Below are 25669 nucleotides of genomic sequence, written 5' to 3' on the forward strand. Positions count from 1 at the left end.
GACAAACGATTGGCCGCAATCGGCACGATAAGCGCGTCCGTCGCGCCGCAGAACGCTCTGGCAAGGGCGCGGGAACGTGCGGCCCTCGTTCCCGATCTGCTGGTGGAGGCGCGGCGTATCGCCGCTGCCGTCCTTTCGGGCTGGCATGGTCGGCGGCGGCGTGGCATCGGCGAGGATTTCTGGCAGTACCGCCCCTATACGGCCGGCGAGACGATGGCGCGCATCGACTGGCGGCGCAGCGCGCGCGACGATCATGTCTATGTTCGCGACAATGAGTGGCAGAGCGCGCACACGGTCTGGCTCTGGGCCGATCCCTCGCCCTCCATGCTCTATCAGTCGCAAGGCGCGAGCGTGTCGAAGGAATCCCGCGCCATCGTGCTGGCCCTGGCGCTGGCGGAACTTCTGGCCCGTTCCGGCGAGCGGATCGGCTGGCTCGGTCTTTTGGAGCCGATCTCCGCGCGCAACGCAGCCGAGCGCATCGCCGCGCGAATGATGATGTCGCCGCTTCCCGAAAAGCCGGATTTTTCGATCGTCAACGGTCGCAGCGACGTGGTGCTGATCTCCGATTTTCTGGACGAGACCGAAGTGCTGGAAGAGATGTGGCGGCCGCTGGCGCAGCGCGACGCGCGCGGCCATCTGATCGAGATCGCCGACCCGGCCGAGGAGACCTTCCCCTATGATGGGCGAACCCGTTTCGTCGATCCCGAGACCGGCGAACGGCTGACCGCCGGCCGCGCAGAAGATGCCGCTGCCGCCTATCGCGATGTCTATCGGGCGCGCCGGGCCGAACTGTCGCGCGACGTGCGCCGCCTCGGCTGGAGCTTTACCCTCAACCATACCGATCAACTGGCCAGCGAAGCGCTAGTCCATGTGCATCAGGCGATGACGACCCCGCATGGGAGCGCACTCTGATGTTCGGCCTGCCGCTCGCCTTCACCGCCCCCGCGCTTCTCGCCGGCCTCGCCGCACTGCCGGTGATCTGGTGGTTGCTGCGCGCCACACCTCCCCGTCCCAAGGAAGAAATCTTCCCGCCGCTGCGCATTCTGGCGCGCGTTCTGAAGACGGAAGAGACACCGCAGAAGAGCCCTTGGTGGCTGACCGCCCTGCGGCTCCTGATCGCCGCCTTCGTCATTCTGGCGCTGGCCGGTCCGCTCTGGAATCCGCGAGAGCCCGTCATCTCGGAATCGGGCGCGCTGGTGCTGGCCATCGACAATGGCTGGGCGAGTGCGCGGGACTGGGACGAACGTGTCGAAACGGCCAGCGGTCTGATCGACGAGGCGGCCAAGGCCGAGCGGCCCATCTTCCTCGCCTTCACCGCCGAACCCGCCAATAGCGAGATCGGCCCGTTCAACGAAGAAGAAGCCCTGCAACGCCTTGCCGCGGCCCGCCCCTACCCGGTGCCCGTCGACCGCACCGCGACCTTCGAGCGTCTGGCGACGGCCGCAAGCGAAACCGGCGAAGCGGCAAGTTTCGTGCTCCTGTCGGATGGGCTGGCATCGGCGGACGATGCCGACGCCTTCGCCACGATCGCCGAAGCCGGTGCCGCGCGCATCGTGCTCGGCAAGCCCGACCGTTTGCCGGCGCTTATTGCAACTGCCGCCGAAAACGAAGCCGATGCCATGGTCGTCACGCTAAGGCGGGCGGACGAAAACGATGGCCCGGAACTCTTCACCCTCGGCGCTTATGACGGGCGTGGGCGGCGCATCGCCGAGACCGAGGCGCTTTTCCGCATGGATGAAAGCGAAACGCAGGCCAGTTTCGGCGTGCCGTTCGAACTGCGCAACGACATCGTCCGTATCGCCGTCGACGGCGCTGAACAGGCGGGTGCGGTGCGCCTGCTCGACGACGATGCGCGGCGCAGGCGGGTCGGCCTGGTTGGCGGGCGCGGGGCTGACGCCAGCAGTCAGCCTTTGCTGTCGCCGCTTTTCTATATCCGACGCGCCCTGGCCCCCTTCGCCGATCTGGTCGAACCGACCTCCGGAGATCTGAGCGAAGCGGTGCCGACCGTGCTGGAGCAGAAACCGGCCATGATCGTGTTGGCCGATGTCGGTGTTCTGCCGGAAACGGTGGAGCGCGGGCTGCTACGCTGGGTCCGTAATGGCGGGATGCTGGTTCGCTTCGCCGGGCCGCGCCTCGCCGGCGCCGATGGAAATGGCGATCCGCTCTTGCCGGTTGCGCTTCGAAGCGGCGAACGGGCGCTCGGCGGCGCGCTTTCCTTCACCGAACCGCAACCCGTGGCCGATTTCCCGGTGAATGGGCCGTTCGCCAATCTTATCCCGCCCCGCGACGTCAAGGTCGAGCGCCAGGTGCTTGCCCAGCCCGCACCGGAACTGGCGGCCCGCTCATGGGCGACGCTGGAAGACGGCACACCGCTCGTCACCGGACGTACCGAAGGCGAAGGCACGCTGGTCCTCTTTCACATTACGCCCGAAGCCAGCTGGTCGAACCTGCCGCTCTCCGGCAGTTTCGTCGATATGTTGCGCCAATTGACGCGGCTGTCGCGCAATCAGGGTCGCCTCGATGCCAATGCGGAGACCGCGCAGGCGGCGGCGATCCCACCCTGGCGGGTGCTCGACGCCAGTGGTGCGCTCGTGACGCCCGGTCCGGAAGCCAGACCGCTCGAACCGGGCGCGGACGGCGTGACCCTCGCCAATCCCCCCGGCCTTTACGGCAATGAAGAAGCAGTCTTCGCGCTCAATCTGATGACCGCCGATGACAGGCTGGCGACTATCGAAACGCCGGCCTTTACGGGCGGCGTCCGGCAGATCGGTTATGGCGCCGGCGAACAGGTCGATCTGCGCGGCCCGCTCTTCGCCATTGCCCTGGTGCTTCTGGCCATCGATACGCTGGTCAATCTATGGCTTGCAGGCGCGCTCTCCTCTCTGCGTCGGAACCGGCGTATGGGACGCCATGCCGCAGCGGCGTCCGCCATCCTGGTGCTCGCGCTCGCCATGGGCGCGCCCTCGCCTCTTCTGGCGCAGGACGCCACCGACCAGCCGCCACCTTCAGGATCGTCGTCCGAGATCGCCGACACCGAGGCGGTTGAGGCCTTGACCCGAACCCGGCTCGCTTACGTGCTGACGGGGGATGCCGAAACCGACCGGATCAGCCGCGCCGGAATGCGCGGCCTGTCGGCATGGCTCATCGGTCGGACGGCCATGGAGCCGGGCGAGCCGCGCGGGGTCGATATCGAAACCGACGAACTGGCCTTCTATCCGCTGCTCTACTGGCCGGTCGTCGCCGAAGCACCAACCCCTTCGCCCGCCACATTGGCTCGCATCGACGCCTATATGACCAATGGCGGAACCGTCCTCTTCGATACCAGGGACGAGTTCTCAAGAAATCTGCGGCGCAGCGGAACATTGACGCCGGCGACGCGCAAGCTGCGCGAAATTCTGGCGACGCTGAACGTGCCGCCGCTCGAGCCGGTGCCGGCCGATCACGTCCTGACCAAGAGTTTCTATATCCTGCCAAGCTTTCCAGGGCGCTACGCCAACGGCCCGCTCTGGGTAGAGGCGGTGATGACCGCCGACGGCAATGCCTCTCGGCCCGTCCGGCGCGCCGACGGCGTTTCACCCATCCTGATCACCAGCAACGATCTGGCGGGCGCCTGGGCGATCTCCGAGAGGGGCCGACCGCTGCTTCCCGTGGTGCCAGGGGGCGAGCGGCAGCGCGAATACGCCTACCGCGTCGGCACCAACATCATGATGTATATGCTGACGGGCAACTATAAGGCCGATCAGGTGCATGTGCCGACCCTGCTCGAAAGGCTCGGCCAATGACCGATCAGTTCTCGCTCGCATTCGAGCCGCTCGTGCCGATGCTCTGGCTGATCGTTCTGGCCGTGCCGCTGATCGTCTTCATTGCGCTCGGCTTCGTTCTGGGCCGGCGGGGCGCGTTCATCCGCGCTCTTGCCGCCGCGCTTTTGTTTCTTGCCGTCACGAACCCTGTGGTGCTGCGCGAGGAACGCGATCCGCTGACAAGCATCGTCGCTGTCGTGGTGGACCGCAGCCAGAGCCAGGAGATCGGCGAGCGCCGAGCCCAGACCGACGAAGCACTGGCGGAACTGCGCGAGCGCATAGGGGCGCTGCCGCAATTCGAACTGCGTGTCGATGAAGCCGGTGGCCCTTCCGATGACAGTGACCGGACACGAACACGCCTGTTCGAAAGCCTGAACGCCCTTCTCGGCGACGTAGCGCCATCGCGTGTTGCGGGAGCCGTCTTCATCACCGACGGTCAAATCCACGATGTTCCGGACGGCGCGGCGCAAGCCGGTATTGCCGCGCCAGTCCACGGTCTGATCACGGGCGAGCCGGATGAATTCGATCGCCGCATCCGCCTGGAGCGCGCACCCCGCTTCGCTCTTGTCGGCCAACCGGTCGAACTGACCTACCGCGTCCTGTCGGACGGCAAACCCGCCGGCGCGGGTGGCCCCGAACGCGGCGCCGTTGACGTGACTATCCGCCTGAACGGCGAAGAGGTGGCCCGCCAGCGCGCCTTCATCGGCGAAGAGACCGCCGCTTCCGTCGAACTGCCGAATGCCGGACGGGCCATCGTCGAACTGGACGTCGCGGAGGCCGACGGCGAACTGACGAGGGCCAACAACACCGCCATCGCCAATATTGACGGCATCAGGGAAAATCTGCGCGTTCTGCTCGTCTCGGGCGAACCGCATGCCGGCGAGCGCGCCTGGCGCAACCTGCTGAAGAGCGATGCGGCGGTGGATCTGGTCCATTTTACCATTCTGCGCCCGCCGGAAAAACAGGATGGCACGCCGATCAACGAATTGTCGCTGATCGCCTTTCCGACCCGCGAACTCTTCGTCGAGAAGATCGACGAGTTCGATCTCATCATCTTCGACCGCTACCAGCACCGCGACGTACTGCCGATCCTCTATTATGATTACATCGCCGAATATGTGCGCAATGGCGGCGCGCTGCTCGTAGCCGCCGGGCCGGAATACGCCTCCGAACAGTCCATCTCACGCACGCCGCTTCTGCCGGCCCTGCCGGCCCTGCCGACCGGTGAGGTGTCGAATGCCGCCTTCCACCCGGTTTTGAGCGAACTGGGCGAACGTCATCCCGTTACACGGAATCTCGACGGGTCCAGTGTCGAGCCGCCGGCCTGGAGCCGCTGGTTCCGCCAGATCGCCGTGCAGCGACCGCGCGGGCAGGTCGTCATGCATGGGCTGGACGAGGCGCCGCTGTTGATCCTGGACCGGGTCGGAGAAGGCCGTGTCGGAATGCTGCTCTCCGATCAGGGCTGGCTCTGGGCGCGCGGTTTCGAGGGCGGCGGCCCGCATGTCCAGCTTTATCGCCGCATGGCGCACTGGCTGATGAAACAGCCGGAGCTGGAGGAAGAGCGCCTGGTCGCCAGCGGCGACGGCATGGTGCTGGAGATCGTCCGGCAGAGCATGGCGGAGGAGATCCCGCCAGCGATCGTGACCGGTCCCGATGGCGAACGGATCGAGGCGTCGCTGACGGAGGACGGGCCCGGCATCTTTTCGACGCGTTTGCAGATGAAGAATATCGGTCTGCATCGCGTTCAGAACGGCGATATGAGCGCCATCGCCCATATCGGTCCGCTCAATGCGCCGGAGTTCGCCGACACCATCTCGACCATCGACACGCTAATGGGCCTGGCCGGTGAAACCGGCGGCACGGTGCGGCGGCTGTCGGACGGCATGCCGGCCATTGCCCCGATCAAACCCGGCACGACCGGATCGGAGCGTTTCGTCGGCCTGCGAGAAACCGACGAGACGATCCTGCGCAGCGTCGACCGGACGCCGCTCCTTGCGGGCTTCGCCGGCCTTGGCGCGATCCTTCTTCTGCTCGGCGGCATGTGGTGGCGCGAAGGGCGCTGAGCCCCGCAGCCGGCCCACGGTCACTGCGTCTGGATCAGATCGACAGGCGGGCCGGAACGGTCATCGTCGAAGACGGCAGCCGAGAGAGGCCCGCCAAATACCGCACCGCTATCGATATTGGTCCGGTTGCCCCGCGTCGTCGGGTTGGACGAACGCGGCGTATGACCATGCACGAAATGCCAGGGCGCGATCTGCTTCAACGTATCGAACGCCGACCAGCGCTCCCACAGCACCGTGTCGGCGACCTGCTCTTCGTAAGGAACATCGACATCGTAGAAGGCATGGCCGTAAATGCGGTGCTTGTCCCGGTGCAGAAAGTGCAATCCCCGCACATAGTCCAGATGATCCTGTGAAATCCTGCCGTCCGGATAGGACGCCTGCGTCGCTTCGCCGCCATTGGTCAGCCAAAGCTTTGCCTCATCGGCCGATGCGGTATCGGATACGCCTTCGAGCATCATGATCTCATGGTTGCCTTTCAGCGCGATCCACGTCCAGCCGGATGGCGGGCCCTCGATCAGCCTTTGCAGAACGCCCGCGCTGTCGGGTCCCCGATCGACATAATCGCCAATGAAGACGACCGTGCCGCCATCAGCTTGGCTTTCGATCTTCATCAGCAGCATGTCCATCTTGGCGCGTTCGCCATGAATGTCTCCGACTGCGAAGGTAAGGGCCATTGCCGCGCGATCCTGTAAATCAGTGATTCCTAAACAGGCTCAATGCAATAGGCATGACGAACGTTCCCTTCCAGCCGTTCGCAAACGGCCGTATCCAGCGCGCAGACCAGCAGCCGGTCCGGCGCGACTGGCAGGGGCATCCGCACCGTCTCAGCCGATATGGGACGAAACCCCATCGGCCAGTAATAGGGCGCGTCACCCACGAGAAGAACGAAAGGACTACCGGCCACACGTGCCGCCTCGACGCCGAGATTGACCAGATGCTTGCCGATACCGGCCTTTCGCCGGTTGCGCAGAACGGCAAGCGGCCCAAGGAGATGGCCCCGCGCAGGGCCGACAGAAATCGGCGACAGCCGCACCGAGCCGATCAGCTCGTCGTCGAACCGCGCCGTGAAGGACAGAGCCCGATCATGCGGCCCCTGCTCGCGAATGGCCGAGGCGGCGCGCACGAAGCGGCCAGGCCCGAAAACTTCGTCATGAAGCGCTTCGATATCGGCGTCGTCTGCCGATGTTTCCTGCGTGAAACGAATGTTGGAAGACTGGCTGGGCGATGGCGTGAAGGACATGGTGGCGATCCGGAAGGCGTGCGTCGAAACTGGCGCCGCGCATTCGGCAGCACCGTTTACCGTGGCTTCGGTCGTCCTCGTCGGAAGATCATCGGTTCATCCCTCGGTTCCGGCCCCTCACTGCCGGAAAAGCCATCAGCTATCGCATAGCGGCCCGCCTGTCTACTTGTCCCGGGTTTCGGACGCGAGCGCCCCGATCGGGAAGACGGTCTGTTCACGGCGCCACCCTGTTCCGCCGTTCGGCCCGGCCCTAACTGCCTTGGCAGAACAAAGGAGTTTTCATGGGACAGCTGGTCGATGGCGAATGGAAGAGCGGCGATGTCGCCACCACGAAGGATGGCGGCTTCGAACGGCAGGATTCCACCTTCCGCAACTGGGTAACGAAGGACGGCAGCGCCGGTCCGAGCGGCGAAGGCGGCTTTCCCGCCGCGCCGAACCGCTACCACCTCTATGTCTCCCACGCCTGCCCCTGGGCGCACCGGACGATGGTGATGCGCCGTCTCAAGGGGCTGGAGGACATCATATCCGTCTCGGTCGTCCACTGGCATATGGGTGACAAGGGCTGGAGCTTCGACGACGATGTGAAGGGCGCCACCGGCGACGATCTCTACGGCAAGGCTTTGCTGCACGAGATCTACCAGAAGGCCGATCCGGACGCGACATGCAAGGTGACCGTGCCGGTGCTCTGGGACAAGGAGCGCCAGACGATCGTCAACAATGAGAGCAGCGAGATCATCCGCATGCTCAATTCGGCCTTCGCCGAATGGGCGAGCGACACAACCGACTATTATCCGGCCGATCTGAAAAGCGAGATCGATGCGGTAAACGATCTGGTCTATCCGAATGTGAACAATGGCGTCTATCGCGCCGGCTTCGCCAAGAACCAGGAAAAGTACGAAGCCGCCTATGACGATCTGTTCGGTGCGCTGGACGAGTTGGAAGAGCGTCTCGCTTCAAACCGCTATCTGACGGGCGATCGCTTCACCGAAGCCGATATCCGCCTGTTCACCACGCTCATCCGCTTCGACGCGGTCTATCACTACCATTTCAAATGCAACCGCAACCGGCTGAACGAGATGCCGAACCTGTCCGACTTCATGCGCGAGATCTACCAGATGCCCGGCATCGCGGAGACGGTTCATCTCGATCATATCAAGGGCCATTATTACACGAGCCATCCCGGCGTGAACCCGACCGGCGTGGTGCCGAAGGGGCCGGCTCTGGATTTCAATGCGCCCCATGGACGTGGATGAAAAAACGGGACGGCTACCACTCAGTGGCGGGCGGCTGACCGGCGCGCCATTCGGCGATGCGCCGCGCCGTTGCCGGGCTGAGATCCTCGGGCAGACCGTCGAGCGGGAAGGCGCGCGCTTCGGCGATCTCCCAGTTCGGATCGGGATCGCCGGTCTGCACGCAGTCCTCGCTCAGATAGAGGAGGATGTGGTTGTGCCGCGCCCTCCGGTTGAACAGCACGCCCAGAAACAACGGCTCGGTCGCCAGCTTCAGACGCCCCTCCTCCATCAGTTCCTTTCGGACGGCCTCCATGACCGTCTCGCCGCGCTCGACGCCGCCGCCCGGTAAATGCCAGCCTTCCACATAGGTATGGCGCACCAGAAACACTGTCCCCGCCGCAGGGTCGTGTACGATGATCCGAACGCCAAGTGTCATCGGGCGTGTGAGAAGAAAAAACGTCTGCAGCAGCCTGTTACGCAAAGGGCGCAGGATCGACGGCAGTCTCATTGGGGCGAACCGGTCTGGAAAACCGTCTCAAGCTGGTTAGGATGAGCGCCGATGTATACGCTAGGCCACATTTCCGATCTCCATCTCGGTCCGCTGCCGGACATCCGGTATCGCGAACTGGTGAACAAACGTATCACCGGATACGTCAACTGGCATCGCTCGCGTAGCAGCGCGCTCGGCGACGACGTTCTGAACCGCGTGGCCGAACACATGCTGGAAAGCGCGCTCGATCACGTCGCCATTACCGGCGACATGACCAATCTGGCGCTGGAAAGCGAAATCGAATCGGCCCGCCAATGGCTGGAGGGCTTCGGCGATGGGCAGTTCGTTTCGCTGGTGCCCGGCAATCACGACGCTTACGTCCCCGGCGCTCTCGACAAGGCCTGCCGCGCATGGAGCGAATGGATGGGCAGCGATGGCGTGAAGACGCCGATCACCAGCCGCTCCTTTCCCTATATGCGGGCGCGCGGCCCGCTGGCGCTGATCGGCATTTCGACCGCAAGGGCCTCCGCGCCCTTCATGGCGACCGGTTATTTTCGCCGCCGTCAGGCCAAGAGGCTGGCGCTCATGCTCGACGATGCGAAGCGCCGCAATCTCTTCCGCGTGATCATGATTCATCACCCGCCGGTCCGCAAAGCGGCCCAGCAGCACAAGCGCCTGAACGGGATCAACCTGTTTCAGCGGGTCGTCTCCCAGCATGGCGCCGAACTGATCCTGCACGGCCATACGCATCTGCCGACGCTGCACTGCGTGCAAGGCACGGATGGCCCGGTGCCCGTCGTCGGCGTCAGCGCGACCGGTCAGCAGCTTGGCGGCAAGAAGCCTGCCGGAAGCTGGAACCGCTTCGACATCACGCCCGACTATCATGGCGGCTGGACGATCAATCTGCAGCGCTATGCGGTGACGGGCGAAACGACGCCGCTGGAATGCGTCGCCGAAACCCAGCTCGATCGGCTCGACATGCCGATAGAAAATCCCGATTGGAGCGATGCGCACAACCGGATGGCGATCGCCCGGTAGGAGCGGAACCGGTTAGTTCATGCGGTCCGACGGGAAATTATGCGCCGAGCGGTCGCAGCAGAGTTTGCAGAAGGTCGGGCGCAATGAAAAGCGCCACTGCCACGAAACCGACCGCCATACCGAGCAGGATCACAATCAGGGCGAGAAGAACCGTGACCCAGCCGCTCCGGCCGGACGATTTTTCCGGGTGTCGCTCACCGGTCATCTCAACGCGCCCTGCCGTCGGCGGCAATTCCTGTTCAGGCTCCGGCGTTGGCGCACTCGTTTCCCTGGCGAGCTTATCGGCCGGCCGGTCCGGTTCCTTCGGCGGAAGCGACAGCGACGGACGGAACGCCGACGTGCCCTCCATCTGCAGCCGCTCGCGCTCCACCATCCGCTCGGCCACGTAGAAGGTGACGTATTCCGCCATCTCCTGCACATTGCTTGCTTCCGCGATGACTTCTCGGCCCAGTCGCAGATCGCGCACGAAACAATAGCTCCGCCCGTCCCGCCCGATATGGACATGGGACACGGCGTCGATCCAGAAGCGGGGCTCCACGCCCGACGACACCGCCAGATCGAACAGATCGTCCTCCGCCGGAATATCGTCGATGAGCGGCTGCAATTCCTGCACCAGAAGATCGATCCGCGCCCGACGCGCCTCCCGCAGATCGCCGAGAATGTCGGACCGGTCGGCGACGGCGTTCTTCACCTCGCGAATGGCGTCGGAAAGGCGGCGCGTGCGCACCGGATCGTGTCCCCGCCCCTCATTCTGCTCGTCCATCGATCTCACCCGTTCCGAAACCTCTGCGTCGCTGACGGATATCTAGCAGTTGCAGCGATATTTTGCACCGATCCATCGGTCGCAGAACCACGGCAATCGTTTAGCGAACCGCTTCTGCGATCACCTGCGCGACCCGGGAAGGGCTTTCTTCGGGCAGCATGTGGCCAGCGCCATCAACCGTATGGAGGGTAAAGTTACCGGGCGCATTCTGCGTCTGATCATAAGGCAGAATGGTGTCCTCTGTTCCCCAGATCAGCGCAACTGGCATGGCGAGCTTTTCCAGCCACTTCGCCGGCAATTGCCCCTGCTTGCCGTCGCGAGTCATGGTGTCGGCGATCCGCTGCAGCATCGGCACCTGCCCCGGTCGCTTGCGCATGGCAACGAGCGCCTCGATATCCTCGTCCGAAATGTCCGCGCCCGGCCCGCTCATGCGCGACAGGCATTGGCGAAGATCGTCCGCCGTCGCGGCCTCGGCAAAGAGCTTGAGAACGTCGATGGCGATCTCCGGTCCGAAGCCGCCCGGCGCGACGAGCGTCAGCGAGGCGACCGGATCCGGTTCGGCGCAGGCGATCAGCGTCGCGATCGCCCCGCCCATGGAATGGCCGGCCAGATGGTAGCGTTCGATGCCGCGCCGCTTCAGATCGGCGGCGATCAGCTCCGCCCCGCGTTTCGGCGGGCCGGCGCCCGGCGCATCGAGATTTTCGCCATGGCCCGGCAGGTCGTAGGCGAGGATCGAAAGGTACGAACACTCCGCCAGAAGCGCGTCGATGACGGCCTGCCAGATGCGATGCGTGCCGCCGAAACCATGCAGCAGGACGAGGACGGTCGAGCCGTCCTCGTCGCCGAACTGCGTGGCGTGAAGAGGGTGCGGCTGATCGTCGGCCATCAGTCCGCCTTGCCCGAAGCATCCGCCAGAACGCGATTGGCGGCGGAGGTGATCGCCTTCAGCGAAGCGGCGACGATATTCTTGTCGATGCCGACGCCGAAGAGCCGCCCGCCCGGGTGCTCGATCTCCATGTAGCAGATCGCCGCGGCGTCGGAGCCCTTGCCGATGGAATGCTCGGAATAATCGACGACCGACAGGGGCGTTGCAATGTGCTCCGAAAGCGCGGCGATGAACCCGTCGACCGGTCCGGTGCCCGCGCCGGCAATACGCATCTCCTGACCCTGATCGACGATGGTCGCCTCGACCATGCGCCGTCCTGGATTGACCGTATCGGGGAAGGTGTGGTGATCGACGAATGTCAGCCGCCCGTCCGGCTGCTCGACATAATGCTCCATGAAGCGGTCATGGATTCGCGCGCTCGGCAGTTCGACGCCTTCCTCATCGGTAATGCGCTGGATATCCTCGCGGAATTCCACCTGCAGATTGCGCGGCAGGTTCATGCCGTAATCGGCTTGCATGATATAGGCGATGCCGCCCTTGCCGCTCTGGCTGTTGATGCGGATGATCGCCTCGTAAGTGCGGCCGACATCCTGCGGATCGATCGGCAGATACGGCACTTCCCACAATTCCTTGTTGGCCTGCGAAATAGCCTTCATGCCCTTGTTGATCGCGTCCTGATGGCTGCCGGAAAAGGCGGTATAGACCAGTTCGCCGACATAAGGATGGCGTTCCGGGATGGTCATCTGGTTGGAGTATTCATAGACATCCTTGATGCGATTGATCTCGCGCACGTCCAGCATGGGATCGACGCCCTGCGTGTACATGTTCAGCGCCAGCGTCACGATATCGACATTGCCGGTCCGCTCGCCATTGCCGAACAGCGTGCCCTCCACGCGGTCGGCGCCCGCCATCAGCCCCATCTCGGTCGCGGCAATGCCTGTGCCCCGGTCATTGTGCGGATGCAGCGACAGGATGACGTTCTCGCGATTGTCGAGATTGCGGCTCATCCATTCGATCTGGTCGGCATAGATGTTCGGCGTGCTCATCTCCACCGTCGCCGGCAGATTGACGATCAACTTGTTGTCCGCTGTCGGTTGGACGATCTCGATCACCGCGTTGCAGATCTCCAGCGACACGTCCAATTCTGTGCCGGTGAAGCTTTCGGGCGAATACTGGAAACGGTAGCCGCCGCCGGCCTTCGCCGCCATGTCTGTGATCATCTTGGCTGCGTCCGTTGCGATCTGCTTGATGCCGGCAACGTCCTTGGCGAACACCACGCGCCGCTGCAGTTCGGATGTCGAATTGTAGAAATGGACGATCGGCCGGTTGGCCCCTTCAAGTGCTTCGAACGTTCGCGTGATCAGCTCGGGCCGGCACTGCACCAGCACCTGAAGGGACACGTCCTCCGGCACATTGCCCTGCTCGATGCACCAGCGGGTGAAGTCGAAATCGGTCTGGCTGGCCGCAGGGAAACCGATCTCGATTTCCCTGAAACCCATATCCAGCAGCAGCGCGAACATGCGCGCCTTGCGGTCGTGCCCCATCGGATCGACCAGCGCCTGATTGCCGTCGCGCAAATCGACGGAGCACCAGATCGGCGCCTCCTCGATCCGCCTGGACGGCCATGTCCTGTCGGTCAGCCCGACCATGGGATAGGCCTGATATTTGCGGGCCGCATCGTCCATCGTCCGGTGGCGAACGGGAGAGGTCGTATCGGTCATAAACTTGATCCATTTGCTTTGGCCGGGCGAGCCGCGCATCTGTACGTTGGCGGGTCGTTCCAGGCTTGTCGGCCATTCGGCCGGAAATTTCCATTGAAGTGATCCGGGGCAAACGGCAGCGGCGGCCGATCGACCGCCGGGCGCCCCTTAACGGACCCGACGGTCGCCAGGAAGGAGGAGGAGAAGCTGCGTGGCGCGCTTCGACAAAGGGGCCGAAATCATGATCATGGAACCAAGACTAACCCTGGATGTTTGGCCGGGCAAGCCCAATTGGAATCCGGCGCGACGGCAGGCAATGGAAATAGCGGGAATATCGGACGATGGCTTCGGACGACAACGCCAGGCAAAGCACCAGAACACTGACGCAGCCCTGGGTTTTGAAGATGCTCGGATGGTTTGCACTCGCCTGCTGCGTTTTCGTTGCCGCCACCGATCTCATTCTCGGCTTTTTCCTGCAGAAGGACTATTCGCCGATCTCCGATACGATCAGCGATCTGGCGGCGGGTGGGCGTTATGCCATATGGCAGGACTTCGCCATGGAAGCGTTTGCTATCGCTGTCGTCCTGACCGGTATCGGCCTACTTCTGGCCCGTCGCAGCGGCGCTCGCTGGATCGCCGGGGCGGCGGCGATGATTCTCACCGGCGTCCTAGTCTTCTTCATTGCACGGTGGGACGAATATGGCGATCTGGACGAAGGCGGTTGGGTTCTGCACTACCGGATGGTTTATCTGATGGCGGCTCTGGTTCCGGCAAGCCTGCTGCTGCTTCGACGGGACATTGCTCGCCGATCCGATCACGACCGGGCGATCCGCATCGTCTTCGTGGCCCTGGCGGCCCTGTGGGTCTTGGGTGCGCCGATCTTCTATCTCATGGATACGGCCTTCGACGGCCTGGTCGAACGGGCCCTCGCCGCAGTCATGCTGGTCTGGATTGCGACCTGCGCGCGTTCTTTGACAAAAGAGCGACAGTTGGACGACGATGGCGGCACGAGCCCGTTGTGAGGGTTGTCAGGCGAGCGGCAGGCCGTGCGGCTCGCTCTTCTGGTCGGGTTCGACATGGATCGTCACCCGCGCGCCCTCGACCTTGCGCCGGATACCCGTTTCGATGCGGTCGCAAATATCGTGTGCTGCCGCCACGCTCATGTTCCGGTCGACGACCAGGTGAAATTCGATGAAGCGGGCCGGCCCGGCGATGCGGGTCCGTATGTCGTGAACCTCGATGGCCCCTTCCGCTTCCTCCCGGATCGACCGTTCGATAAGCGCCTGTTCTTCTGGATCGACGGCGCGGTCCATCAGCCGGTCGAGCGACGACATTACCACCCTTGCCCCATGATAGAGAATATTGATCGCAACGAGTATGGCGATGACAGGATCGAGCCAAAGCCAGCCGGTCAACCCGCTGAGAATGAGCGCGACTACCACGCCAACCGACGTCCACACATCGGTCATAATATGCCGACCATCGGCCTGGAGTGCGGGCGAACGGTAGCGCTTGCCTTCGCGCAGGAGGGTGATCGCCAGAACAGCATTGATGATCGTGGCGAGAAGATTGATCGCGATGCCGGCCGATGAATTGTCGAGCGGTCGCGGCTCGAACAATGCCGGAACGGCTTCCGATATGATCAGGAGCGCGGCCAGGACGATCAGAACGCCTTCCAGCACGGCGGAGAAATATTCGGCCTTGTGGTGGCCGAACGGATGACCTTCATCAGCCGGTTTGTGAGCGATGGATATTGCCATGAGGGCGGCGCAGGCCGCCACGACATTGACGATCGATTCCAGCGCATCGGACAAAAGCGCGACCGAACCGGTGAGCCACCAGGCCAGAAACTTCAGTCCCATCACCGCAAAGGCCGTCACCAATGACAGGATGGCAAGCTGGCGCACCCACACGCGGCCGGCCCTTACGCCGTCTTCTTCGCTACCGTTGCTGGACTGCCCGCCGATCGCCATGGCCGGTCCCTAACACGACGAATCGCCTTCGTCATGATGCCTACTGGCAAAGGCGGTAGCCGCTGCTGCGCTTGATGACGTCGAAATGCAGATGATCGTCGTGATAGTCATCCGAACCCGGCCCGAGCACCGTCGTGAAGTGAAGGCACCCGCCCGCTTGCACGGTTCGCTGAAAGGCTTCCTGCATCGTGCCCTTGCCGGCGCGCGGAATGATCGGCAGCGGCTTGTGACCTTCGAAAGCGAAGCGAATAATGTCGATAGCCTGGCCTTTGGCGTGTTCGCTGAGTTTGCCGGTCGGCCGATTGTTGCGCCGCCGGCACACATAGGTGGAGGCATGGGTGATTTCGCTCAGCCGAACATCCGGGCCGAGTGCAGCGGCACTGGGTTGCACGACGCCCCGCACCCAACGGGCCAGAGCCAAAGCCACATCGCAGGTCATCTGCGTGCGCGGCCGTATCTTGATCCCGTCGATTTCGGAGACATTGTAGGGACGCGCCACGCCGCAACCGTTCTTGCCGGCGATCGGGTCGAGTACCTCGAACGTGGCGCCGAGCGCTTTCAGGTCTTTTTCGCACCGTGTGACTTCGACAGCGGACATGCCCTCCGGCACGGTTTCGACCGGTGGAGCAGGAGCGGCGGCATCATTCTTCGCATCGTCAGCCGGGCCATCCTCGGATTCGCTGTCATCTTTCGGCGGAGCGCTGTCTTCCTCGGCGTCATTGTCCGGCGCGTCATCCGGTCGGGAGCGGGGAAGCGGCGGTTTGGCCTTATCGTCCGGCTTGTCCGACGCCGCCGCATTGTCTGCGTCGGCTCGACCGTCCGTCTCGTCAGTCGTATCATCTCCATCGGTCGGCCGCGATTCCGGCAATGGTGGATCGATGTCACCCGCCTGCGTGCCTTCCTGGGCGAAACCGACCAATGGATGCGCCATCGCTCCGGCGACCATGAGACAGCTACCGAGAGCCAGTGCGCGTAGAAGTTTCATACCGGATCAATCCTTGAATTCGACCGTGGTGCCCTGCTCGACGGCCTCAGCCAGTTCCAGCGCGTCCCAGTTCGTCAGGCGCACGCAGCCATGGCTTGCCGTCTTTCCGATCTCGGCAGGGTAAGGGGTGCCGTGAAGCCCGTAGGTGGGCTTGGACAGATCGATCCACACCAGACCGACAGGTCCGTTCGGCCCCGCGGGAATGGCGAAGGTCTCTTCAATATCGGATTCGGGAATATTCTTCGGATCGAACGTGTAGGTCGGTTCGATCGCCACCGCATTCACCTCCACCGTGCCCGATGGGCTGGGCGTATCGTCCGAACCGATCGTCGTGGGATAGGACAGGACGATCCTGTCCTGATCGTCATAGGCCAGAATGCGCGAACGCCCCTTATCGGCGACAATGCGAGCGACGCTAGCGCCCTTGTTTGCGCCCGGATCAGCCACAACGATCGTGTCGCCCTCCTGGAACCGGCGGTCCGGATTGACCGCTTTCAGAAAGTCCTCGTCCATGTGGAACTTCTCGGCCAGCGCCTCGCTCGCCGAGGTGAAGCCGAGCCACTCCTCTTCAGCCATCTCCTTGTAATCTTCGGGATTGCTTTCCTTCAGCCGTTCCAGATCGGACGCCTGGATGGTGTAATCCATCATGGCCGGTCGGTCCTTGCTCTCCAGCGCGTTCCAGATCTCCTCATCCATCTTCCCATCGACGGTGAACCCGCTCATTTCCTCGAAACCGGTCAGCGCATCGCGAACATTGCCGCCGGAATAGCCATCGATCACACCCGGCGAAGAACCGTTTCGGTCGAGCAGGATCTGTATGCGCGTGGTAATGGGGCTCTGGCCTTCCGGCAGTGCCCCTCCGCTATAGGACGCTTCGTTGACGGACTGCATCGAAAGTTCGGCAGTGGCCGCAGGCCCGGTCAGCGAAACAAGAGCGACACCGGCCGCCAGAAAACCGAAAATCCGAGACGTCATACGTGAACCCTCCAAGGAATTGTCCCGACCAACGCCGGGCCACCCTAATTGTTGCCTCATGCAAGAAAGGAACGGCATTCGGCACGCAATGACAACTTCAGGGTGCAAAAGTCAGAAACGAAAACTTTACCGGGTGCGACTTACAAGGAACCTGCTTCACCGATGGTTCGATCTGGCGCCACACGGTGAGCCGGTCTCGTGGAACTGCCCTCTTACCCTCCACGCGGACCGATCAGGCTGCAGCAAACACGCGGCTATTCGACTGGGGGTCTGCCGGTCAATGACTAGGGCGGACCCCCTTTTTCGCTTCAAATGGCAAGCCGTCCTTCAAAGCCGATAGACAAGTGCAACCGCGCGGCCTATGAGGCAGGACATGAACACGCCGCGCATCGAGACTGGGAACTGGTGGCGCCTCTGAGAGGCGAGCCGATCCGCATGCATTCTTGATGCAGGCAATTTGGAAGAGGTCGCCATGGAGATGTCCGGGGCGGCCTTTTTGCTATGAGCCCGGCAATCCTTGGCCAGATCAGGCAGAACGATCATGACGACGCATCGAACATCCCCCCCCCTCCGTATTCAGACACGCGGCGGCGTGGCGATCGAACGAGGACGCACTCCCGTGGAATATGAGGGTGCGATCGAACGCTGGATCGATGCGCTGGACAGCCGTCGCGGCGCGGTCTTCTCGTCCAATTACGAATATCCGGGACGCTATACGCGCTGGGACACGGCCATCGTCGATCCGCCGATCGCGATCGCCGGGCACGGACGACGACTTTCCATCCGGGCGCTGAACGAGCGCGGACGAGCGATGTTACCCTTTCTGGCCGGCCTGGCGGCCAGCCCCGACGCAGCTCGCATGACAGCGCAGAGCGAAGATGAAGTCGCCATCGAAATTGATGAACCCAAGGGCCACTTTACCGAAGAAGATCGCTCGCGCATGCCCAGCGTCTTCACGGTGCTGCGTGCGATCACCGATTGTTTCCATACAGACGAAGACGAAAATCTCGGCCTTTACGGCGCGTTCGGCTATGATCTGGCGTTCCAGTTCGACCCGGTGACGCAGCGTCTGGACCGGCCGGACGAGCAGCGCGATCTGCTGCTTTATCTACCGGACGAGATTCTGGTCGTCGATCATTATACCGCGTCGGCCTGGACGGAGGATTATACATTCTCCGGCGATGGATGGACGACGAAGGGTCGCGCGCGCGACAACCGGCTCGAGCCGTTCCGCTTCGCCGACATCGATCCTCCGCGTAGCGACCATGAGCCGGGCGAATATGCGCGGCTCGTCGGTAGGGCCAAGGAGCATTTCCGCCGCGGGGATCTGTTCGAGGTCGTGCCCGGCCAGACCTTCTACGAAAAGTGCGAGACAGCGCCCTCGGCAATTTGTCGGCGGCTGAAGGAGACCAACCCCTCACCCTATTCCTTCTTCATCAATCTGGGCGAACAGGAATATCTGATCGGCGCCTCGCCCGAAATGTTCGTGCGCGTCAATGGACGGCGGATCGAAACCTGCCCGATTTCCGGTACGATCAAGCGCGGCGCCGACGCCATCGAGGACGCCGAACAGATCCTCAAACTGCTCAATTCCAAAAAGGATGAGAGCGAACTGACAATGTGTTCGGATGTCGACCGTAACGATAAGAGCCGGGTTTGCGAACCGGGCTCGGTGCGCGTTGTCGGCCGTCGCCAGATCGAGATGTATTCCCGGTTGATCCATACGGTCGACCACATCGAAGGCCGTTTGCGGGCCGATATGGACGCCTATGACGGCTTCCTCTCCCATGCCTGGGCCGTCACCGTGACCGGTGCGCCGAAGCTCTGGGCGATGCGTTTTCTGGAAGAGAACGAGAAAAGCCCTCGCGCCTGGTATGGCGGGGCCGTCGGCATGGTGCATTTCAACGGCAATATGAACACCGGCCTGACCCTGCGCACCATCCGCATCAAGGAAGGCATCGCCGAGGTTCGGGCCGGCGCGACGCTTCTTTTCGACTCCGTGCCGGAAGACGAGGAAGCTGAAACCGAATTGAAGGCGTCCGCGCTGCGAGCGGCGGTGCGCGAAGCCGGATCGTCCAATGCGAATGCGGCTGCGCGATCGGCTGCTCCGGTGGGGGACGGCATCCGCATCCTCCTAGTCGATCACGAGGACAGCTTCGTTCACACGCTGGCCAATTATTTCCGGCAGACGGGCGCGGAAGTGACGACCGTTCGAACGCCTGTCCCGGAAGCGCTCTTCGAAGAGGTCGATCCCGATCTCGTGGTGCTGTCGCCCGGCCCCGGCATGCCCAAGGATTTCGACACCAAGCGCACGATCAAGATGGCGCGCGACGCCGACCGGCCCGTTTTCGGCGTTTGTCTCGGCCTCCAGGCGCTGGCGGAATCCTATGGCGGTTCGCTGCGCACCCTTCACGTTCCGGTGCACGGCAAACCGTCGCGCATTCGGGTCGATGCCCACCGCACCATCTTCTCGGGGCTGCCGCAGGAGGTCACGGTCGGTCGCTACCATTCCATCTTCGCCGATCTTGCCCGCCTGCCGGACGATTTCGAGGTGACGGCGCAAACGGACGATGGCGTGATCATGGCGATCGAACACAAGAGTGAGCCTGTCGCCGCCGTTCAGTTCCATCCGGAATCGATCATGAGCCTCGGTGGAGAGGCCGGGATGAGAATGATCGAGAATGTGGTGGCGCATCTGCCACGCCGGCGCGGGAACACGGCATGAGCGAATTAATTAAGATTTGGCGAAAATGTGTCAGCCCAATGGCAGCATTGCGTCAACGATAAAAAAGTAATACACCCGGACCTGAGGGGAGCGACGGCTGCGGACGATTGCCGCTATCGCCGTCTATCCGACCGCAAAGTTTTGCGGAACTTCTAGGCGAGGCCGTTGTATGACTTTGGCAACTGATCAATTTCGGGACATACCCGACCGACCGAATCTGACATTTTGCCACCTCAACGAAAAGATCACGCAGAGCGCCGATTTTCTGGCGGCCCTGTCGAACGCCAAGCGCCTGGAGATCCTTTGCATCCTGCACGCCGGCGAAATGAATGTCGGCAGGCTGGCCGAACGGGTGCAGTTATCGCAGTCGGCTCTGTCCCAGCATCTGTCCAAGCTGCGCGCCCGCGAAATTGTCAGCACACGCCGTGACGGGCAGACGATCTATTACAGCCTGCAGTCCAACCTTGCCAAAGAGTTGCTGGAACTGCTGGATCAACGCTGCACCAAGCTCTGACATTGGCAGGCCCCGCTCTGCGCGGCATATCCTGACAGCATCATGGCCAATTTGATCCGCATCACCCATTGTGATGATCCCGCCATCGCGCCCTACCGCAATGTGCGGGAGCGCGACCTTGCGGGCCGGCAAAAGCTGTTCGTCGCGGAAGGCACGGTGGTTCTGAACGTTCTGCTGACGAGTGGCCGCCATGCCGTCCATTCACTTTTTCTGCTGGAAAACCGGCTGGCGGGGCTCGCCGATCTGCTAGCGAAAGTGCCGGACGGCGTGCCCGTCTATGTCGCGGACCGGACGATCATGGACGAGGTCGCCGGCTTTCCGATCCATCGCGGCGTCCTGGCGCTCGGTTATCGCGAGACGGGCCAAACCGCGCCCGCCTTCCCGGCCGGCCGATCCCTTGTTATGGGCCTCGTCGGCATCGCCAACCATGACAATATGGGCAGCCTCTTCCGAAACGCGGCGGCGTTTGGCGTCGACGCGATCCTGATGGATGAAACCTGTTGCGATCCACTCTACCGCAAGGCAATCCGCGTATCGGTGGGCGCCGCGCTGAAACTGCCGTCCATGACGATCGGCCCTGCGTCGGAAATGATCGCGCGCCTCAGGGCCGAAGCCTATACGATCTACGCCACGTCCCCGAGCGCCGGTCTCGTTCTGGAAGACGCGCCACGCGCCGAGCGGGTGGCTCTGCTCTTCGGTGCCGAGGGCGACGGGCTGCCGGATGATATTCTGACTGAAACCGACGGCCTGCGTATCGGTATGGCTGCCGATTTCGACAGCCTGAACGTCGCAGCGGCATCGGCCATCGCTCTCCACCATTTCCGCAAAACGGCGGATTAGGCGGGCGCTTAACGCTCCCCGGAAATTCGTGCGGCGAGGCGGCCGGACAGGCCCGGACTGTCCGTTTCTTCGGCCAGCAATTGATGGATCGTGCCGTCTTCGCCTTCCTTTGCAGCCGCGGAAGCCACGGTCTCCTCAGCGAACCGGTCCAGCGCTTCGCGAAGGGCGGCCATCTGCTCGCTATCCCCGGCGCCGTTCATCGAACGAAGCTGTTCCAGTTGGCTGCGCAGCAACTCGTTCTCGGCGCGCAGCGCACTGGCATAGGCCGTCGCATCCGCCTGACCGCTATCGCTGCCGACCCCGGACAGGGCGGCGGGCGCCGAATGATCGCCGTCGCTCTTTGCGTTCGCGAAGTCCGAAACGGGTTCGTATCGCTCAATGCTCTCGCCAAGCGCTTCGAGCTGTTCTTCCAGAGCCGCGCGACGTTCGCGCTCGCGGTTCAGTTCGCGCGTGCCGGTCGAAACGCGCTCGAGTAGGCTTTGCAATTCGCCGTCCTGTAAAGCCAGACGTTCGACGAGGCGTTCCCGCTCCCGCCGTCCCGCCTCCACGCGAACGCGGTCGACCTCGAGATCGGACTGCAGATCCTCGCGCTCGCTTTCCAGTCTGGTCACCGATTGCTGCGATTTCTTCAGGCTGCTTTCGGCCTTGGCGAGGCGCTTTTCCAGAACGGCCACATGGCCCTTCAGTTCGGCGATCGTTTCATCGCGAAGCGCGACCGCGTGATTGCCTTCGCGAATTTCACCTTCCAGCGTCTCGATCGTTTCGGTCTGCTGGGTGTTGTCGCGAACGATCAGGCGATTCTCTTCCCGGATTCGGCCGATGGCCGCTTCGCTCAACGCCACTTTCTCACGCGACCGGTCCATGCCGATTTCAAGCTTGCGCAGGCGCATGGCGTAATCGGCCCGGATCTGATCCTTTTCCGCCCGCGCTTCCGCAACGGTGGTCGGGACGGATGCGGCAATGCGCCATCCGGTCAGCTTGACGGCCCGGCTCCAGAGAAATGGCGCCAGCAACAGCGCCAGAAGAAGCGCCGATAGAAACCCCGCAGCGAAAATCAGACCAAATTCGATCACAGCCCACTCACCCTGTTTCTCGTCCTTACAATGACGAAACGGCCCTCATGCGTCGGTGTAACGCAAGAGGGCCGGTCTGTGCAGTCTCAAAAAGAGATGTGGATCGAAGCGGGACGCTCAGAAGGGGTTCCAGGTCGGCGAAGGCGTCAGCTTCAGATAGCCGACATTGACGCCCAGCCGCGCGCCGATTCCGGTTCGCACCGGCACGAGAAGCACATTGTTGCGTTCCAGCACATTGATGCCGACGCCGGCCAGAACATACGCTGCGCCGGCCACACCGCCATAACGGGTGTAGAGGGAAGAGACGCTGTCCAGATTATAGACCAGCATCATGATGCGGGAGCCCTGGCCGCCGAAGTCGAAACCGAGCGACGGACCCTGCCAGAAGACGGGATGGTCGCCGGCATTCTTGGTGTAGAGAACGCCTTCGCCATAGGTGAGCCCGCCAATGAAGGCGCCCGATCCCTCCTCGCCCAGGACATAACCGTTGGGCTGGCCGTATTTTGCGAAGATCGTCTCGATTGCCTGCGCAAGCCCGCCCGAAGTGGAGCCGAAGAAGCGGTGGCCATTATCGACGATTTCCTGCGAGGAGTAATCCTCGCCGGCCGCCTGAGCCGCACCGAGGCCCAGCGAAAGCGTGATTAGGAAGGGCGCGAAGATTCGCGCGAAGACGATTTTGAGGAACCGGTTCAGCATGGCCGCAAACTCCTGACATATGGTCGGCAAAGCGCCCGCTCCCGCCGTGATCGCCGGCTGAATTGGGGGCCGATTTGCCGTCATAATCGTCGATAATCCTTTTCTTAAGTTTAATAGACGGTGACACGCCTGCGTTCACTTTGTGGCAAATGCGCAGCATCATTGGGGCGCAGGACCTCTCGCTTGCCCCGGCGGCCTTTAGCGGGGTAACCGTTCTGCAGGCAAACGCTTACGATTCGGCGTATGGACCGGCGGCGGCCGGACCTAGAGACGGGGATTTTCGACACCATGGCAAATGTTCTGACCCTTTCGGCAAGCGACCTCGCGGCGCTTTTGTGCTCCAAGGTCTGCCACGACATCATCTCGCCCGTGGGCGCGATCAATAATGGTCTGGAACTTCTGGACGAGGGTGGCGCCGACGAAGACGCCATGATGCTGATCCGCGCTTCGGCCACCAACGCGTCCGCCCGGCTCCAATTTGCGCGGATCGCATTCGGCGCGGCGGGATCGGCGGGCTCCCAGATCGATACGGGCGACGCAAAGGCTGTGGCCGAGAGCTTTATCGCCAATGAGAAGCCCGAACTGATCTGGGAAGGCGAGCGCGCGCTGTTGCCCAAACAGAAGGTCAAGTTGCTGCTCAACCTGCTCCTGATTGCCAATGCCGCCATTCCGCGCGGCGGCGAGATCAAGGTATCGCTCGACGCGCTGGAGACGGCGCCCGTCTTCACGATCACCGCCACCGGGCGAATGATCCGCGTCCCGCCGCACTTCCTGGAACTGCACGGCGGATCGGTCGGCGAAGAGCCGATCAACGCCCATTCCATTCAGGCCTACTACACCATCCTCATGGCCAGCGAAGCCAAGATGGACATCGGCATTTCCACCACCGGCGAAGCGGTGACGCTGACGGCGCGCTAGGTCGGCCGGCACCGCGCCTGCCATCTCCATCAAATCGGAAACAGCCTATTTCAGGTTCCTTAACCCGCGGGCGATAGGCTTTCGTCGGGCGCATGCAATCGCGTCGCGTGAAGGGAAAAAGCAAGGGTCCCCGCTGGTGATGAACCGATGTCTTGTCATCGACGATGCTCCGGTCGTCCGGAAAGTCGCATCCCGCATCCTGTCCTCCGAGGGCATGGAGGTGGAGGTGGCCGATAGCGGCAGCGCTGCCCTCAGCATTTTCAGTGACATGCGCCCGGACATCATCCTTCTGGACGACTGGCTGCCCGATATGCGCAGCGTCGATTTTCTGCAGAGCCTTCAGAGCATGACGGCCGGCGCGATGCCGATGGTCTTTCTGATGGTGGTCGAAGTGGACCCCGTTCCGATCATGCGCGCCAAGCGGGCCGGAGCAGAAGGCTGGATCCTGAAGCCCTTCGACCGTCCTCTCCTGATGTCGGCGATCGAAAAGAACGTCGAAAAAGCGATGCGCCGCCGCAGGAGAAATGCGGAGAAGGAAGAAGCCGCAGCCTAGATTTCAGAAAGCCGCGGCGTGGATTCCTCGAGTTCCGGTTTTCATTCAGAAAGAAGAAAAGCCCGGCGTGGCGGCCGGGCTCTTGAGAATTTCGATTGTTTTGTTCCGGTCAGGCCCTCAGGCGCTGGCGCGGACTTCTTCCGGCTCGCGCAGCACGTAACCGCGACCCCATACCGTCTCAATGTAGGACTGACCGCCGGACGCCATGTCCAGCTTCTTGCGCAGCTTGCAGATGAAGACGTCGATGATCTTCAGTTCCGGTTCGTCCATGCCGCCATAGAGATGGTTGAGGAACATTTCCTTGGTGAGCGTCGTGCCCTTGCGCAGGGAGAGCAGCTCCAGCATCTGATATTCCTTGGCGGTCAGATGCACGCGCTGGCCGCCCACTTCCACCGTCTTGGTATCGAGGTTCACAACCAGATCGCCGGTGGTGATGATCGACTGGGCGTGGCCCTTGGAGCGGCGGACGATAGCGTGAATGCGGGCCACAAGCTCGTCTTTGTGGAACGGCTTGGTCATGTAGTCATCGGCGCCGAAACCGAGACCGCGCACCTTGTCCTCGATGCCGGCCATGCCGGAAAGGATCAGGATGGGCGTCTTGACCTTGGAGAGCCGCAGCGTCCGCAGCACCTCGTAACCGCTCATATCGGGCAGGTTCAGGTCCAGCAGAATGATGTCGTAATCGTAGAGCTTGCCGAGATCGACACCCTCCTCGCCGAGATCGGTCGTGTCGACGTAAAAGCTTTCCGACTTGAGCATCAATTCGATGCTCTGTGCCACCGCACTGTCGTCTTCAATGAGCAGAACGCGCATTCAGTCTTCCCCTCTTTCACCGCCGAGGCTTCGAGCCTGCCCGTTTGGGCGACAGCTGATTTGCCTTGGCGTAGAGCCTGCCACGAAGATGGTTAACAAAGTCCGAATCGGGATGGCAAGTCTGCCTCGAACCTATGAAAACCTCATCGCAACGTGATGATCTTACAACAGAAATCGAGGTTTAGGCCCACATGGACCGACACGAAGAAACGCCTTCAAGTGATTCTTCGGACTCGCCTTCCGGGTCATTTCGATGCGGCGCATATTTTTTTACCGCACCTTAATGACCGGTCACTATGATTAACGACGCCCGTAAACGAAGTCTTACCAAACCCCGGCAATCGCAACCTTTTTTTAAGGGGTGCCAATTCGGGGAAGAAAAGGCGGAAATG

Annotated in this window: 23 protein-coding genes; 11 read left to right on the top strand and 12 right to left on the bottom strand. The window is 62.6% G+C overall.

What is annotated here, in order from left to right:
* Positions 1-9 precede the first annotated feature (9 nt).
* The 3 genes from B7H23_RS10730 to B7H23_RS10740 are packed head-to-tail and all read left to right on the top strand — an operon-like array spanning position 10 to position 5863.
* Complete coding sequence (locus B7H23_RS10730; RefSeq protein ID WP_094077394.1) at positions 10-912, top strand: DUF58 domain-containing protein; 903 nt, start codon at positions 10-12, stop codon at positions 910-912.
* Positions 912-3782: a DUF4159 domain-containing protein gene (locus B7H23_RS10735; protein WP_094077395.1), complete on the top strand. Its 2871-nt coding sequence runs from the start codon at positions 912-914 to the stop codon at positions 3780-3782. The genes B7H23_RS10730 and B7H23_RS10735 overlap by 1 nt, the downstream gene beginning before the upstream one ends.
* Positions 3779-5863, top strand: coding sequence for a hypothetical protein (locus B7H23_RS10740; RefSeq protein ID WP_094077396.1), 2085 nt, complete (start codon positions 3779-3781; stop codon positions 5861-5863). Before B7H23_RS10735 ends, B7H23_RS10740 begins: the two co-directional genes overlap by 4 nt.
* Before the next feature lie 20 nt (positions 5864-5883).
* Here the strand turns inward: B7H23_RS10740 and B7H23_RS10745 are convergent, their stop codons facing one another.
* Both B7H23_RS10745 and B7H23_RS10750 read right to left on the bottom strand, forming a co-directional pair.
* The gene (locus B7H23_RS10745; RefSeq protein ID WP_094077397.1) at positions 5884-6537 is read right to left on the bottom strand and encodes a metallophosphoesterase; all 654 of its coding nucleotides are present in this window, start codon (positions 6535-6537) and stop codon (positions 5884-5886) included.
* Between the two features lie 29 nt (positions 6538-6566).
* A complete protein-coding gene (locus B7H23_RS10750) occupies positions 6567-7103 on the bottom strand; it encodes a GNAT family N-acetyltransferase (RefSeq protein ID WP_094077398.1) in 537 nt (178 codons plus the stop codon).
* Positions 7104-7384: 281 nt separating this feature from the next.
* On the opposite strand from B7H23_RS10750, the gene B7H23_RS10755 reads away from it, so the two are divergent.
* Positions 7385-8356: a glutathione S-transferase family protein gene (locus B7H23_RS10755; RefSeq protein WP_094077399.1), complete on the top strand. Its 972-nt coding sequence runs from the start codon at positions 7385-7387 to the stop codon at positions 8354-8356.
* A 13-nt stretch (positions 8357-8369) separates the two neighbouring features.
* Here B7H23_RS10755 and B7H23_RS10760 read toward each other — a convergent pair whose 3' ends face one another.
* Positions 8370-8843 (bottom strand): NUDIX domain-containing protein, encoded by a 474-nt coding sequence (locus tag B7H23_RS10760; protein ID WP_094077400.1) that lies wholly within the window; start codon positions 8841-8843, stop codon positions 8370-8372.
* Between the two features lie 51 nt (positions 8844-8894).
* On the opposite strand from B7H23_RS10760, the gene B7H23_RS10765 reads away from it, so the two are divergent.
* Positions 8895-9863 (top strand): metallophosphoesterase family protein, encoded by a 969-nt coding sequence (locus tag B7H23_RS10765; RefSeq protein WP_094077401.1) that lies wholly within the window; start codon positions 8895-8897, stop codon positions 9861-9863.
* Positions 9864-9900: 37 nt separating this feature from the next.
* Here the strand turns inward: B7H23_RS10765 and B7H23_RS10770 are convergent, their stop codons facing one another.
* The 3 genes from B7H23_RS10770 to leuA form a co-directional block, all read right to left on the bottom strand.
* Positions 9901-10626 carry a hypothetical protein gene (locus tag B7H23_RS10770; protein WP_094077402.1) on the bottom strand — a complete coding sequence of 242 codons (726 nt, stop codon included), beginning with the start codon at positions 10624-10626 and terminating at the stop codon, positions 9901-9903.
* A 100-nt stretch (positions 10627-10726) separates the two neighbouring features.
* A complete protein-coding gene (locus B7H23_RS10775) occupies positions 10727-11512 on the bottom strand; it encodes an alpha/beta fold hydrolase (protein ID WP_094077403.1) in 786 nt (261 codons plus the stop codon).
* Positions 11512-13233, bottom strand: a complete 1722-nt coding sequence (gene leuA, locus B7H23_RS10780; RefSeq protein ID WP_240535067.1) for a 2-isopropylmalate synthase — start codon at positions 13231-13233, stop codon at positions 11512-11514. The genes B7H23_RS10775 and leuA overlap by 1 nt, the downstream gene beginning before the upstream one ends.
* Before the next feature lie 320 nt (positions 13234-13553).
* Here leuA and B7H23_RS10785 point away from each other — a divergent pair, with 320 nt between their 5' ends.
* On the top strand, positions 13554-14234 hold the full coding sequence (locus B7H23_RS10785) for a DUF998 domain-containing protein (protein WP_094077404.1): 681 nt from the start codon (positions 13554-13556) through the stop codon (positions 14232-14234).
* A 6-nt stretch (positions 14235-14240) separates the two neighbouring features.
* Here B7H23_RS10785 and B7H23_RS10790 read toward each other — a convergent pair whose 3' ends face one another.
* The 3 genes from B7H23_RS10790 to B7H23_RS10800 are packed head-to-tail and all read right to left on the bottom strand — an operon-like array spanning position 14241 to position 17145.
* Positions 14241-15185, bottom strand: a complete 945-nt coding sequence (locus B7H23_RS10790) for a cation diffusion facilitator family transporter (RefSeq protein WP_094077405.1) — start codon at positions 15183-15185, stop codon at positions 14241-14243.
* Positions 15186-15225: 40 nt separating this feature from the next.
* Positions 15226-16170, bottom strand: coding sequence for an extensin-like domain-containing protein (locus tag B7H23_RS10795; protein ID WP_094077406.1), 945 nt, complete (start codon positions 16168-16170; stop codon positions 15226-15228).
* Positions 16171-16176: 6 nt separating this feature from the next.
* Positions 16177-17145, bottom strand: coding sequence for a L,D-transpeptidase family protein (locus B7H23_RS10800; protein WP_094077407.1), 969 nt, complete (start codon positions 17143-17145; stop codon positions 16177-16179).
* Positions 17146-17686: 541 nt separating this feature from the next.
* Here B7H23_RS10800 and B7H23_RS10810 point away from each other — a divergent pair.
* The 3 genes from B7H23_RS10810 to B7H23_RS10820 all read left to right on the top strand — a co-directional run bounded on the left by B7H23_RS10810 (position 17687) and on the right by B7H23_RS10820 (position 21224).
* Positions 17687-19870, top strand: a complete 2184-nt coding sequence (locus B7H23_RS10810; protein ID WP_094077409.1) for an anthranilate synthase — start codon at positions 17687-17689, stop codon at positions 19868-19870.
* Positions 19871-20039: 169 nt separating this feature from the next.
* The gene (locus B7H23_RS10815) at positions 20040-20384 is read left to right on the top strand and encodes an ArsR/SmtB family transcription factor (protein ID WP_094077410.1); all 345 of its coding nucleotides are present in this window, start codon (positions 20040-20042) and stop codon (positions 20382-20384) included.
* A 42-nt stretch (positions 20385-20426) separates the two neighbouring features.
* Positions 20427-21224 (top strand): TrmH family RNA methyltransferase, encoded by a 798-nt coding sequence (locus tag B7H23_RS10820; RefSeq protein WP_094077411.1) that lies wholly within the window; start codon positions 20427-20429, stop codon positions 21222-21224.
* An 8-nt stretch (positions 21225-21232) separates the two neighbouring features.
* On the opposite strand, the gene B7H23_RS10825 is transcribed toward B7H23_RS10820, so the two are convergent.
* Positions 21233-22297 carry a coiled-coil domain-containing protein gene (locus B7H23_RS10825; RefSeq protein ID WP_094077412.1) on the bottom strand — a complete coding sequence of 355 codons (1065 nt, stop codon included), beginning with the start codon at positions 22295-22297 and terminating at the stop codon, positions 21233-21235.
* A 117-nt stretch (positions 22298-22414) separates the two neighbouring features.
* Positions 22415-22993, bottom strand: a complete 579-nt coding sequence (locus B7H23_RS10830; RefSeq protein ID WP_094077743.1) for a DUF1134 domain-containing protein — start codon at positions 22991-22993, stop codon at positions 22415-22417.
* 288 nt (positions 22994-23281) lie between these two features.
* Here B7H23_RS10830 and chpT point away from each other — a divergent pair, with 288 nt between their 5' ends.
* Both chpT and B7H23_RS10840 read left to right on the top strand, forming a co-directional pair.
* Complete coding sequence (gene chpT, locus B7H23_RS10835; RefSeq protein ID WP_094077744.1) at positions 23282-23911, top strand: histidine phosphotransferase ChpT; 630 nt, start codon at positions 23282-23284, stop codon at positions 23909-23911.
* Between the two features lie 139 nt (positions 23912-24050).
* Complete coding sequence (locus tag B7H23_RS10840; protein WP_094077413.1) at positions 24051-24464, top strand: response regulator; 414 nt, start codon at positions 24051-24053, stop codon at positions 24462-24464.
* 117 nt (positions 24465-24581) lie between these two features.
* On the opposite strand, the gene ctrA is transcribed toward B7H23_RS10840, so the two are convergent.
* Positions 24582-25277: a response regulator transcription factor CtrA gene (gene ctrA / locus B7H23_RS10845; RefSeq protein WP_094077414.1), complete on the bottom strand. Its 696-nt coding sequence runs from the start codon at positions 25275-25277 to the stop codon at positions 24582-24584.
* Between the last annotated feature and the right edge of the window lie 392 nt (positions 25278-25669).

It is taken from the genome of Notoacmeibacter marinus, assembly GCF_002238045.1.
Taxonomy (GTDB): Bacteria; Pseudomonadota; Alphaproteobacteria; order Rhizobiales; family Rhizobiaceae; genus Notoacmeibacter; species Notoacmeibacter marinus.